The organism is Nonomuraea sp. CX421, from assembly GCF_059358955.1.
Map to the genome: position 1 here is coordinate 59584 of NZ_JCADBK010000009.1, position 11898 is coordinate 71481.

General features: G+C 71.5%; 10 protein-coding genes. 5 read left to right on the top strand and 5 right to left on the bottom strand.

Annotated elements, in window-relative coordinates; all coding sequences use genetic code 11:
* Positions 1 to 7: 7 nt before the first annotated feature.
* Together AC5L3X_RS18435 and AC5L3X_RS18440 are read right to left on the bottom strand one after the other, a co-directional pair.
* On the bottom strand, positions 8 to 1012 hold the full coding sequence (locus tag AC5L3X_RS18435) for an erythromycin esterase family protein (RefSeq protein WP_494858300.1): 1005 nt from the start codon (positions 1010 to 1012) through the stop codon (positions 8 to 10).
* Between the two features lie 45 nt (positions 1013 to 1057).
* The gene (locus tag AC5L3X_RS18440; protein WP_494858302.1) at positions 1058 to 1282 is read right to left on the bottom strand and encodes a hypothetical protein; all 225 of its coding nucleotides are present in this window, start codon (positions 1280 to 1282) and stop codon (positions 1058 to 1060) included.
* 40 nt (positions 1283 to 1322) lie between these two features.
* Between AC5L3X_RS18440 and AC5L3X_RS18445 the strand changes: the two genes are divergently transcribed.
* Positions 1323 to 1877: a helix-turn-helix domain-containing protein gene (locus AC5L3X_RS18445; protein ID WP_494858304.1), complete on the top strand. Its 555-nt coding sequence runs from the start codon at positions 1323 to 1325 to the stop codon at positions 1875 to 1877.
* On the opposite strand, the gene AC5L3X_RS18450 is transcribed toward AC5L3X_RS18445, so the two are convergent.
* The 3 genes from AC5L3X_RS18450 to AC5L3X_RS18460 all read right to left on the bottom strand — a co-directional run bounded on the left by AC5L3X_RS18450 (position 1867) and on the right by AC5L3X_RS18460 (position 4367).
* Positions 1867 to 2562 carry a hypothetical protein gene (locus AC5L3X_RS18450; RefSeq protein ID WP_494858306.1) on the bottom strand — a complete coding sequence of 232 codons (696 nt, stop codon included), beginning with the start codon at positions 2560 to 2562 and terminating at the stop codon, positions 1867 to 1869. The two genes, AC5L3X_RS18445 and AC5L3X_RS18450, sit on opposite strands and share 11 nt — an antisense overlap.
* Before the next feature lie 204 nt (positions 2563 to 2766).
* Positions 2767 to 3222 carry a hypothetical protein gene (locus AC5L3X_RS18455; protein WP_494858307.1) on the bottom strand — a complete coding sequence of 152 codons (456 nt, stop codon included), beginning with the start codon at positions 3220 to 3222 and terminating at the stop codon, positions 2767 to 2769.
* Between the two features lie 257 nt (positions 3223 to 3479).
* Positions 3480 to 4367, bottom strand: coding sequence for an NAD(P)-dependent oxidoreductase (locus AC5L3X_RS18460; protein WP_494858309.1), 888 nt, complete (start codon positions 4365 to 4367; stop codon positions 3480 to 3482).
* Between the two features lie 86 nt (positions 4368 to 4453).
* On the opposite strand from AC5L3X_RS18460, the gene AC5L3X_RS18465 reads away from it, so the two are divergent.
* From AC5L3X_RS18465 to AC5L3X_RS18480, 4 genes are all read left to right on the top strand, one after another.
* A complete protein-coding gene (locus AC5L3X_RS18465) occupies positions 4454 to 4765 on the top strand; it encodes a winged helix-turn-helix transcriptional regulator (RefSeq protein ID WP_494858310.1) in 312 nt (103 codons plus the stop codon).
* A gap of 258 nt (positions 4766 to 5023) precedes the next feature.
* Positions 5024 to 7756, top strand: a complete 2733-nt coding sequence (locus AC5L3X_RS18470; RefSeq protein WP_494858311.1) for a helix-turn-helix transcriptional regulator — start codon at positions 5024 to 5026, stop codon at positions 7754 to 7756.
* A 3-nt stretch (positions 7757 to 7759) separates the two neighbouring features.
* Complete coding sequence (locus AC5L3X_RS18475) at positions 7760 to 8638, top strand: alpha/beta fold hydrolase (RefSeq protein WP_494858313.1); 879 nt, start codon at positions 7760 to 7762, stop codon at positions 8636 to 8638.
* A 219-nt stretch (positions 8639 to 8857) separates the two neighbouring features.
* Positions 8858 to 11788: a helix-turn-helix transcriptional regulator gene (locus tag AC5L3X_RS18480; protein WP_494858315.1), complete on the top strand. Its 2931-nt coding sequence runs from the start codon at positions 8858 to 8860 to the stop codon at positions 11786 to 11788.
* The last annotated feature ends 110 nt before the right edge of the window (positions 11789 to 11898 follow it).

Below are 11898 nucleotides of genomic sequence, written 5' to 3' on the forward strand. Positions count from 1 at the left end.
CACGGTGTCACTGTGGCTTCCACTGGGAGAACGCCTCCCGCACGTCCCGGGGTGAGTGGGCGAGTGCGTCGTCGTCGGGATCGGCTGCCGTGACGTGGGGCAGGTGCACGATGATGTCGTAGGCGTCCAGCGGGCTCACGGGGGAGTAGAACGTACCGATGCCGGCGCGCTGCCCAGTGATGCCGCGAACGGTGTCGGTCGGCGACAGCCGCCGCAGGTCGGTGGCGAAGGGCCCGTCGTGGCTGGCGTGCATGAGCGCGTCGAGGCTGCCGGGCTCGGGCGCCTCCATCTCCGTGAAGAAGGTGCCGGTGTAGAAGTCGGGGCCGGTGTTGAGGATCTGACCGGTCCCCGAGGTAGTACCGATGACCAGGTAGTCCTTGCCCAGCCGATCGGCCAGGTGCATGCCCATCGGCGTCATCGGCGTCAGGCCGGGTAGTGTGCCGGGCCCGCGTTGGATGTGGCCGTTGTGCGCGGCCAGCACGATCCGGTCCTGTCCGTCCAAGATCCACTCGACGGTGTCCGCGATCGCGGCTTCGCGGTTGAACATCACGGTCCGCTGGTCGCCCCGCACCATCGCGCGGACGATCGTGTCGAGAGTGACCGTTATGCGCAGTGATTGAAGCGCGCGCTCGTAGTCCTCGACAGTGGTCCGCTGAAGGTAGTCCAGGCGTCGGCCCATCATGAGCGCGACGAGTTCGGCGAGACTCGCCGTCAGTGCGTCCTTGGTCGCGGAGGGGAACTGGCCGTAGGCGGCGATGGCCGCGGGTGCGGAGAACGCGGACGTCGCCGCGAAGGCTGAAGCCGTCTCCCGGACGCTCGGGTCAAGCCGAAACTCGGGATCGGCCTGCGCGAGGTAGCCGAGCACGGCGTCCAGGCCGGGCAACAGGGACATGTTCGAGCCGGGCAGGTCGATCCCGGAGAAGCCGAGGGGGCGCGTGGCGGTCTCATTGTGGTGTCGCATCCACCGCAGAAGGTCGCGCATCTGCGCCCACAGCCCCATCAGCGAGGTCATGCCGTTGGCCATGACGTGGCCGAGCCGGTCGTCGCCGCCTCGGACCTAGGCGTCGACCAGGAGTCCTTCGGCGAAGCCGGTCTCCATCGCGTAAACGCTGAACCCGTGCCGCTCGACCAGGTAGCGCAGCAGGCGGTGGCGGAGCCGGTAGAACTCTCCGTTGTAGTGCGCGCTCTCGCCGATCGCCACCACCCGTGCGTCGCCGACCGCCTGGTCCAGCCATTCGAGATCGTCCAACGGCCCGGTCGGATCCAGCGTGCGCAGTGGCATGACCGCCTGGTCGCTCAGCCGCGCCGCAGTCGTTGGGCGAATGGACTCGCTTGATCTGCTCCTGCACCCGGTACGGCTGCGCATCGTGAACGCCATGTCGGGCGGACACACCCACACCACGTCCGACCTGTGCGCCCGTCTGCCCGACGTCCCCAAGACCAGCGTGTACCGGCACGTCGGATTGCTGGTCGATGGGGGAGTGCTGGAGGTCGTCGGCGAGCAGCGGGTACGCGGCGCCGTGGAACGGCACTACCGGCTACGCGGCGAGCGGACGGTGATCGACGCGGACACGGCCGCGTCGATGTCCCTGGACGACCACCGCCAGGGGTTCGCGGCAGCCATGGCCGCCCTGCTCGCCGAGTTCGACGCCTACCTCGATCGGGACGGAGCCGACCCGTCCGCCGACTTCGTCGGCTACAAGCAGGGCGTTTTCTGGCTCAGCCAGGACGAGATCGCGGAGATGGCCGGCGAGCTGCGCGCCGTCTTCGCCGCCCGTGCGGCCAACGGTCCCGAGCCCGGCCGCCATCCCCATCTGATGAGCCTGATCCTGTTCCCGGCCGAGGAGCCACGGCAGAGTGAGCAGGTCACGGGCTGAGGGGAGGTGTCCCTTGCCGGCTCGCCTGTCCTTCGGCGGCGGAAGTGCCGTCGGCATCCTGCCCGGCGACCTTCTCCCACGTCTCCGCAGACGCCAGGCCGCCCATCTCCAGGAGCCTCATCCAGCTGTCCCGGTGTCGGCGCCGCCGCTTACGGCGGTTGACGGCGTGCCCCCCGATGACGGACGCGACGAGCTGGGGATAGCCCTCGCCGAGGACGTGGAAGTCGAAGAACGTGACGATGTCGGATGCCAGCTCCGTGGTCTCGACCTCTTCGACGTCAACGTGCTCGTAGGCGAAGACGTAGTCGTCCCCGTCGCAGAAGTAGACGTCGCCGCCCTGGAGATCAAGGTAGATGCCGCTGCCGCACTCGATGTCCTCGGGAGCGCCGTAGCGTTCACAGCCGATGTGGAGTGGATTGCCCAGAGGGCAGTGCGGATCGATGTGGCGGTCGGCCCAGGCTTGGCGACCGGCCATCTCTGGTGGCTGCTGGAAGCGGAAGTAATCTCCGCCCAACCGGTGGAACAGGCCGAACACCTCCGTCACCCCCGCAGGAAGCCCAGGGACGGGCTCCAGCTCCCTGGGCTCCTCGATGATGACGCCGAAACCGTGCTCGGCCTCCACCCGCTTGAGCAGATCGAGCTTCGACCTGATCGCGGCCAGCCTCCCGCTGCGCTCCTCGGCCATCGGAAATCTCCGCCGTTCCTGAAGATGGTGTGCCATCGCACTGTGAATGGGGTTTGACCGATCCTTCGCCGCGCGTGATCCACGGACGCGCATCGGCGGCACTCGATGTGTCAGGCGAGTCGCCCATGGTCGCGTACCCGTAGGTCGACGGGCTCCATCGCCGCGGTCAACTCGACGCTGCCGAGCTCGTGCACGAGCAGGTATTCAGGAAGTGATCACGTCGGGCAGGTCGACGACCACGGTCTCCATCAGTCCGGGTGCGAGTTGCCGGGTGAGCAGGGAGTCCCGCAAGCCGGGCACCTCCGCCAGCTCCGCCTCCGGGTAGATGCGCACGCGCAGCGCCTCGGTCTCCAGGAGGCGTTCGATGTCGACCGCGGCGGCCTGTTCAAGGGCCTGGTCCCGTCCCGCCTGCGTACGAATCTCCCGGGCGAACCCGCGCGCTATGTTCGCGGCAATCAGGGGCAGTTCCTCCAGGTCGACATCGGCAAGGACGTCATAGACGTGGGCGTACCAATCGCTGACATCGACGAAGACGTCGGCAGGCTGAGAGCTGATGCTGAGCGTCCTGGAGTCTGTGAACCGGGCCTCTAAGCCCTCATCCGCGAATGCCTGGACTATTGCTTGGTTGATGGCGCGGTGAAGCACCTGTTCTCCCATCATGATCGGATAGCGGACTGAAGTCGCGAGCTTATGCGATAAGACCGACATCTCCTGGCGTCGCGTCGTGCGTGACCAGGTCCCGATCGACTTCCTCCCGCTATCGGAAACGCGAGGTCGCATCCGACGTCAGCACCTGTCCGTCCGCGGCGAACGCATAGGTCCAGCGGAACGTCACCAGAGGCCAACTCACCTCGATCAACCGGACCCAGCTCTCGACGCCCGACGTACGTTCGTCCTGCGGTATCGAGTATCAGTGATCACCGAGGGTTGAGGATCTCGGTGATCCGGAGGAATCCGTCAGTGCCGTGGCCCCGTCCGATGGCGCGGCGCCCGAGGCCTTCAGCCGCCCGCATCACGCCCGCGTCGATGCCATGGGCCTCGGAGGTGTGGACGATATGGGCCATGGACGACACCGCCGAGGTGATCGGGTTGTCCTCGCCGGAGAACCTCCCGCTGTCGACCTCCTCCGCAGACTGCTCGAAGATCGCCGGAAGGATCGTGGCGATGCCTTCGGCGAACGGCGCCAGCTCCCGCGCGGTGATCCCCTCGGCTTTCGCGACCGCCAGCGCGTGCGCGTAACCCGCCATCGCGGTCCAGAAGATGTCGAGCAGTGCGATGTCGTACGCGGCCGCCCGGCCGATGTCCGCACCGAGGTGGGTGTGGGTGCCGCCCAGGGCGTCGAGAACCGGCCGGTGCTTCCGGTAGAGCTCCTCCGGACCGCTGTGGAGGAACACCGCGTCCGGCGTTCCGATGGTCGTGGTCGGCGTCATGATCGCACCGTCCAGGTACCCGATGCCGTGCTCGGCCGCCCAGGCCGCGGTGTCCCGGGCGCGGTCAGGGGTGTCGGCGGTCAGGTTCGTGACAGTGCGCCCCTTGAGCGCGTCGGTGACCGCGTCACGCCGCACGATGGCGTCCACCGCGTCATAGTTCACCACGCAGAGCACGGTCAACCTGCTTGCGGCGACAGCCGCTTCGGGCGATCGGGCGCCGACCGCGCCCCGTCCGACCAACTCCCGTTCCCTGCCCGGCGTCCGGTTCCAGACCGTGGTCCGCAGCCCGGCGTCCAGGAAGGCGCCGGCCAGGGCTCGGCCCATCGGCCCCAGGCCGAGTACGGTGACGGCAGACTCTTCAATGTTCGAGGTCATGCCTCAACTCCTCAATAAACAGCAAACGGTGATGAATGGGGATGAAGATGACGCGTAGCCGTGCTCAGGATCCGAATGTCTGCGGAGTGACCGCCGCGATCGCCGTGATCGACGGCAAGTGGAAGACGATGTTGCTCTGGCTCCTCGAATCTGGTCCGCACCGCCCGGGCGAGCTGCGCCGGCGACTGCCGGGCCTCACCGAGAAGGTGCTGACTCAGACGCTCCGCGAGATGGAGGGCGACGGACTGGTCCACCGGGAGGTGCACGATGTGCGACCGCTGAAGACCGTGTACTCCCTCACCGCGTTCGGCCGCGAACTCTCCGAGGCGTTGGAGCCTCTCGCCGACTGGGGCCACCGCCGCCTGGAGCAGCTGGCCGAGCCCCAACCGGTTTCCTGATACACCGCCAACCCGCCCATCTCAGCCTGGATTTGACGGCCTTCGACCGCCCACGACCAAGCTTCAGGCCGCTCCGGTACGGCCGACAAGTACCCACAAAAAAGTGGCTACCGCCGGGTGTCAGGATCTTCATCGTGTAGGACACCGCCGTACACGATGACCTGATCCACGCGTTGCTGCGCGCCGTACCATCCCGGCTCGCCACCCGGCAGCTTGCCGCGCTCTGGCACGCCTACCTGGCCTTTACAGTGGGTTTCTGTGCTTTACGGCAGATCTGCGGAAATCAGCGCGCTCGACGAGGTGATCGCGCGGGCTCGCCATGGCTGCGGCGGGGCGGTGGTGCTCCGGGGTGAGGCCGGCGCGGGCAAGACCGCCCTGCTCGACGCGGCGGCCGCGCGGGGCGGGGCGATGAGGGTGCTGCGGACCGGCGGCGTCGAGTCCGAGTCCGACCTGGCGTTCGCGGCGCTGCACCAGCTGCTGTGGCCGGTGGCCGGATCGCTCGACGCGCTGCCCGGGCCGCAGCGCGACGCCGTGCGAGCGGCCCTGGGGCAGGCCGCCGGCGGCGCGGGCGACCGCTTCCTGCTGGCCGCCGGCGTGCTGTCGTTGCTGGTCGAGGCCGCCGGCCCGGAGGGCCTGATCTGCGTGGTCGACGACGTCCAATGGGCCGACCGGGCCTCGGCCGACGCGCTGCTGTTCGCCGCCAGGCGGCTGGGCACCGAACGGATCGCGATGTTGCTCGCCGTCCGCGGCGACGCCCCCATCAAGGGCGTGCCGTCGACGGTGGGCGTGCGCGGCCTGCCCGAGGACGCCGCGGCCGAGCTGCTGGAGTCCCGGCACGGGCTGCTGTCCGCCCCGGTGAGACGCGAACTCATCACGCTGACCGGGGCGAACCCCCTGGCCCTGGACGAGATCGCCGGCCGGCTGACGCCCGCGCAACTCGCCGGCCGCGAACCGCTGCCCGACCCGCTGCCCGGAGGCGCTCGGCTCTTCGGCGACCGGGTGACCGGGTTGTCGGCCCCCGCCCGGCTGGTCGCCCTGCTCGCCGCCGTCGAGACCGACGTCGAGGTGGTCCTGCGGGCCGCCGAGCGGCTGGCGGCCGGGGCGGCGTCGGGGTCGGTGGCGTCGGTGGCGGCGGCGGCGGGATCGGGAGCGGGGTCGGGGGCGTCGGTCGTGGCGGCGGCCTTCGCCGAGCTGGAGGAGAGCGGGCTGGCCGAGGTGTCGGGCACCGGCGTGCGCTTCCGTCACCCGCTCATGCGATCCGCGATCCACGAGGCGGCCGCCCCCGCCGAGGTCCGCCACGTGCACGCCGTCCTGGCGGAGCTGACCGCGGGCGACCGTAGGGCCTGGCACCTGGCCGGAGCCGCCCTGGGCCGGGCCGAGCCGGTCGCCGCCGCGCTGGCGGAGGCCGCCGAGCGGGCTCGCGACCGTGGCGGGTACGGCGCCGCCGCCACCGCCCTGACCAGGGCCGCCGAGCTGACCCCCGAGCCGCGCGCCCGCGCCGTCCGGCTGAAGGACGCCGCCGGGGCGGCCTGGCTCGGTGGCCGGCCGGGACAGGCCGAATCGCTGCTGGCCGAGGCACGCGAAGCGGCCGGCGGGGACATCACGCTCGCGATGGAGATCGCCCAGCTCCGGGGCCGGTTCGAGCTGAACTCGGGCAACGCCGCCGAGGCCGTGCGGATCCTGGCGGCGGGCGACAGCCTGGACATGCTGGCCGACGCCCTGGAGGCGGCCTCGTACGTCGGCGACACGGCGGCCATGGTCGAGCTCGGCCGGCGGGCGGCCGCCCACCCTGAGGGATTCCTGCGGGACACGGTCGCCGGGATCGGTCTGACACTGGACGGCGACGCCACCGGTCCCGGCCTGCTGCGGCGGGCACTGACGCGGGTCGATGAGCTGGAGGACGCGGCGGGCTACCTGTGGGCCACGGCCGCGGCAAGCACGCTGGGCGAGTCGGATCTGGCCACCGAGCTGGCCACCCGGGCCGGCCAGGTGGCCAGGGTGTCGGGGATGACCGGGCAGTTGCCCGTCGTGCTGGAGTTCGTGGCGACCGCCGACCGCCTCGCCGGGCGGCTCGCGCGCAGCCAGGCCGTCTCCGAGGAGGGCCTGGCGCTGGCGCGGGAGGCCGGGTACGAGAACACGGTGGCCGCGCACCTGGCCAACCTGGCGGTGCTGGCGGCTCTGCGCGGCGAGGAGGAGCCCTGCGAACGGCAGGCCCGCGAGGCGCTGGCCATCGCCCTGCCGCACCGGGTGGGACTGCGTGCGGGGGTGGCCGCGTACGCGCTGGCGATGCTCGACCTGTGCCTGGGCCGCTACGCGTCGGCGCACGACCGTTTCCGGGCGATCGCGGTGGCGGGGCCGGGCGCCGGGCATCCGACCGTGGTATGGCGGACCATGCCGGACCAGATCGAGGCCGCGGTGGGCGCGGGCGACGAGGCCGGCGCGCGGGCGGCGCTTTCGGCCTACGAGCGGTCGGCCGAGCACGCCGCGACGTCCGAGTCGCGCGCGTTGCTGGCCCGTTGCCGGGGGCTGGCCGAATCGTCGCAGGACGCCTTCGGCGAGGCGCTGCGGCTGCACACCAACCCGTTCGAGGCGGCCAGGACGGCCCTGCTGCTGGGTGAGCACCTGCGCCGCGCGCAGCGGCCGGGTCAGGCGCGAGCGCATCTGCGGATGGCGTGGGAGATCTTCGAGCGGGCCGGCGCCCGGCCGTGGGCGCGGCGCGCGCAGGAGGAGCTGCGGGCGGCGGGCGAGAGCGGCAGCGCCCCGCCCCCCAGCGTGCTTGACGCGCTGACCCCGCAGGAACTGCGCATCGCCGGCCTGGTCGCGGACGGGTTGTCGAGCAAGCAGATCGCCGCCCAGCTCTTCCTGAGCCCCCGTACGGTCGAGTACCACCTGTACAAGATCTATCCGAAGCTGGGCATCGGCACCCGTACGGAGCTGGCGCGGCTGGTAGTTCTACAGAAGGCGCCCGTGGCCGGGGACGGCATGCTCTGAGGCATGCACAACGTAACCATCTGGAGCGAAGAGTTCGGCGCCGAGACGGACGCGCCCATTCTGTTGATCATGGGCTCGATGTCGCAGGGCATCCTGTGGCCGGACGAGTTCGTCGGCCGGCTGACCGCCGGAGGCCGCAGGGTGATCCGGTACGACCACCGCGACACCGGCAGGTCCGGCACCGTCGACTTCGCGGCCGAGCCGTACACCTGGGACGACATCAAGAACGACGTCTACCGCGTGCTGGAGGCCCACGGCCTGGACAGCGCCCACCTGGTGGGCCACTCTGCGGGTGGGCTGCTCAGCCAGCTCATCGCCGTGGAGGCGCCGGAGCGGGTGCGGTCGCTGACCGTCATCGCCTCCTCGCCGCTCGGCGGGGGCGAGGGCCAGGTGCTCCTGCGGGCCCTGACGGGGCAGCCGCAGCCCGAGGGCAGCCTGCCGGAGCCGGAGCCGGAGTTCGTGGAATTCTTCCGCGCGCTGATGACCGCCCCGCCCGCCCAGGACCGCCGCGCGCTGATCGACGGCATGATCGCCGAGCAGCGCGTGCTGCACGGCACCGGGCTGCCGTTCGACGAGGACGCGGCGCGCCGGCTGCAGGAACGCGTCTACGACCGGGCCCGCGACCTGTCGGCGGTGGCCAACCACCGGCTGGCCGCGGGGGCCGACCCCGACTTTGAGCCGGTGGGCGCGCTGCACCGGGTGAAGGCGCCCACACTGGTCATCGAGGGCAGCCACGAGCCGGTCAAACCGGGTCACGGCGCGATCATCGCCGAGCGGATCCCGGGGGCGCGGCTGATGATCGTGGCGGGCATGGGGCACACGCTGCCGCCGGAGACCCACCAGGAGCTGGTCGACGCGATCCTCACGCACACGGCCGAGTGACGACGGCACCGTCCAGGTCGTGCGGCCAGGTGGAGCGGCGCCCGGCACCAACCTGGTGTCGTGTGGGTTATAACGACTATTATGATCTCGCTCCGGCTGTGCCGGACGGTAGTGCGCTCGGGTCCGAAGTCCGTGTCCGGAACGGTGCTCTCGTCAAGGCGATCGCCGGGTGGGAGCGGATCCCGCGGGCCGTGGTCTCACGGTAGGGAGCTCCCGCCTGTGGCTGGTACAGCGACTCCTGGCGCCGGCGCCTCGCGCCTGATGTCGATGCCCGCGCTGGTCGGCCGCGACTCGGAGCTCGCGGCGTTCCAGCAGGCGCTGGCCGGAGGGCCGGCGATCGTCCTCGTCGAGGGAGAGGCCGGGGTCGGCAAGAGCCGCCTGCTGCGAGAGTTCCTCAGTTCGCGGGTGGCCCGCGACAAGCGGAGCCTGGTGGCCTCATGCCCGCCCTTTCGCGAGCCGTGCACGCTGGGCCCGATCGTCGACGCGATCCGCCAGGCGACCGGCCAGGTCGCCGGACTGCGGCTGAGCGCGCTCGGCGGAGCGCTGCGGCCGTTGTTCCCCGAGTGGGCGGACGAGCTGCCACGGGTGCCGGATCCGCCGGAGGATGCCCGTGCCGCCCGCCACCGGCTCTTCCGGGCCCTCGCCGAGGTGCTGGACCGCCTCCAGGTGTCGGTGCTGGCGATGGAGGATCTTCACTGGGCGGATGACGCCACGCTGGAGTTCCTGCTGTTCCTGGCCGCCCGGCACCCGCTGCGGACCAGCCTGGTCGTGACCTACCGCCCGAACGACGTGCCGCAGGGCTCGTTGCTCCTGCGGCTGTCCTCCCGGCTGCCCACGGGCACGACCGGGCTGCGGCTGGCGGTGGAACCCCTGGACGTGGCGCACACCGGCGAGATGGTGTCGTCGATGCTGGCGGACGAGCCGGTCTCCCCGGCGTTCGCCACGCTGCTGCATCGGCACACGGACGGGATCCCGCTGGCCATCGAGGAGTCCGTACACCTGCTGTACGACCGCGCGGACCTGATCCGGCGGAACGGGCAGTGGGCACGCCGCAGGCTCACCGAGATCGACGTGCCCCCGACGGTGCGTGACGCGGTTCTCGAACGGGTCGCCCGGCTGGACCCGCCCGCGCGGGCCGTCCTCCAGGCGGCGGCGGTGCTGTCCGCCCCGGCGGACGAGGCCACGCTGGGCGCCCTCCTCGCCGGTCCCTTGGACGGCCTTGCGGAGGCGCTGGCCGGTGGACTGCTGCGCGAGGACGGCGGGCTGCTGTCGTTCCGGCACGTACTGGCCTGCCGGGCCGTGTACGAGGCGACCCCCGCGCCGGAACGCCGGGCGATGCACCTGCGAGCAGGCGACGCCCTGGCCGGCCGGACGCCGCCCCCGGTGTCCCAGCTGGCCCGTCACTTCCGCGAGGCCGGGGACGTGGCCGCCTGGAGGAGGTACGCCGAGCGGGCCGCCGATCTCGCCCTGGCCGCCGCCGACGAGGCCGGAGCCACGTCGCTGCTGTACGACCTGCTCACCCACCCCGAGCTGCCCGCGTCCGACGCGGCCCGGCTGGTCGTCAAGATCCCGTTCTCCTCGTTCACCGGCGACGACCGCTTCAAGGGGCTGGTCCGGAGTCTGCGCGCCGCGCTCGACTCGGACACCATGTCGCCCGTGGAGGGGGCGGAGACCCGCTACCAGCTGGGCCGGGTCTTGACGATCATGGAGGAGTACGAGGCGGGCCAGGCCGAAATGAAGAAGGCGGTCGTCCACCTGCCGCCCGGCTCGCTCAGCGCTGCCCGGATCATGGTCACCCTCGGCTGGCCGCGCGAACCGTCGGCGCCGGTGTCCGCGCACCTGCGCTGGTTACGCCAGGCGGCGCAGGCCGCCGAGTCGTTGCCCCCGATCGAGCGCCTCGGTGTGCTCGTCGAGCGCGCCTCCGCCCTGCTGTTGCTGGGAGAGGAGGAAGGCTGGGCGGAGGCGTCCCGGATCCCCGGCGACCCGGCCTGCGCCGACGAGGCCCGGCATGTCGACAAGGGCTACATGAATTTCGGCGACGCCGCGGTGCGCTGGGGACGCTACGCCGAGGCCGCCCGGCACTTGGCGGCGGCCGCGCGGATGGCCGAGCGCTACCAGTTTCTCCGTCACAGAGGCATCATCGACGCGACTCGCGTCCATCTGGACTGGTTCAGGGGCGAATGGCAGGGGCTGGCCGAGCGGACCGCCGCCCTCGCGGACAACGACGAGCTGCAACCGGTGACGAAACTGGAGGCGGTGCTGGTCGCCGCCCTGTTGCGTGCGGCGGCAGGTGATCCCGAGGCCGGTGAGCGGCTCGAGCACGTGCTCGCGCAAACCCACCGGCGCGGTGCCGCCGAACTCGTGGCCGAGCCGGCGGCGGCCCTGTGCGAGCTGCTGCTCGCGCGGGGAAGCGTCGAGGAGGCGCTGCGGGTCACCGACGAGCCCATCCGGCAGGTGGCGGACAAAGGCATCTGGCTGTGGGCCGCCGACCTCGCGCCGGCCCGCACCCGGGCGCTGGTCGCCGCCGGCCGGCTGGACGAGGCCGCCGACCTGGTCTCCGCGTTCGCGGACTGGGTACGAGACCGGGACGCGCCGGCGTGCTGGGCCGGTCTGGAGCTGAGCCGCGCCATCCTGACCGAGGCAGGCGCCATACGCGGGGAGACCGCGACCGCTCTGACCGAGGCAAGTGCCGGGCGAGGAGACGCGGCGACCGCGTACGCCCGCGCGGCCGACGCCTGGCAGCGGCTGCCCCGGCCGTACGACGCGCTGCTCGCCCAGGAGCGGCAGGTCGCCTGCCTGCTGGCCGCCGGCGAGACGGAGGCGGCCCTCTCTCTGGCCCGGCTGGTGTTGCAGGGCCTGACCGGCCTCGGCGCCCGGAGGGCGGCGGAGCGGCTGGCGAGCCTGCTGCGCGATCACAAGGTCGAGGTGCGCGGGCGCGGCCGGCGCGGCTACGGTGACCAGCTCTCACCGCGCGAGCTGGAGGTCGTCCGCCTGCTCGCCACCGGCAGGACCAACCGGGAGATCGCCGTCGTCCTGTCGCGCTCACCGAAGACGGTCGCCTCCCAGATCAACTCGGCGATGCGCAAACTCGGTGTCAACTCCCGTACGGCACTCGCGGTCAGCGCCGTCGAATCGGGACTCGTGTCCTGACTCCAGACCAGGGTCGATCGTCATTATTAGGTCATCCGACTCATGACAAGGGTTTCCGGCTGACCGAAGCTCTGCCCATGTGCATCCCTCCGGATGAGCCTCGGGACGAC

Bases quoted from the DNA above. Each gene is read 5' to 3' on its own strand.
- AC5L3X_RS18440 (WP_494858302.1), bottom strand. From the start codon at position 1,282: ATGCCACTGCGCACGCTGGATCCGACCGGGCCGTTGGACGATCTCGAA.
- AC5L3X_RS18450 (WP_494858306.1), bottom strand. From the start codon at position 2,562: ATGGCCGAGGAGCGCAGCGGGAGGCTGGCCGCGATCAGGTCGAAGCTC.
- AC5L3X_RS18455 (WP_494858307.1), bottom strand. From the start codon at position 3,222: ATGATGGGAGAACAGGTGCTTCACCGCGCCATCAACCAAGCAATAGTC.
- AC5L3X_RS18445 (WP_494858304.1), top strand. From the start codon at position 1,323: ATGGACTCGCTTGATCTGCTCCTGCACCCGGTACGGCTGCGCATCGTG.
- AC5L3X_RS18435 (WP_494858300.1), bottom strand. From the start codon at position 1,012: ATGACCTCGCTGATGGGGCTGTGGGCGCAGATGCGCGACCTTCTGCGG.
- AC5L3X_RS18460 (WP_494858309.1), bottom strand. From the start codon at position 4,367: ATGACCTCGAACATTGAAGAGTCTGCCGTCACCGTACTCGGCCTGGGG.
- AC5L3X_RS18475 (WP_494858313.1), top strand. From the start codon at position 7,760: ATGCACAACGTAACCATCTGGAGCGAAGAGTTCGGCGCCGAGACGGAC.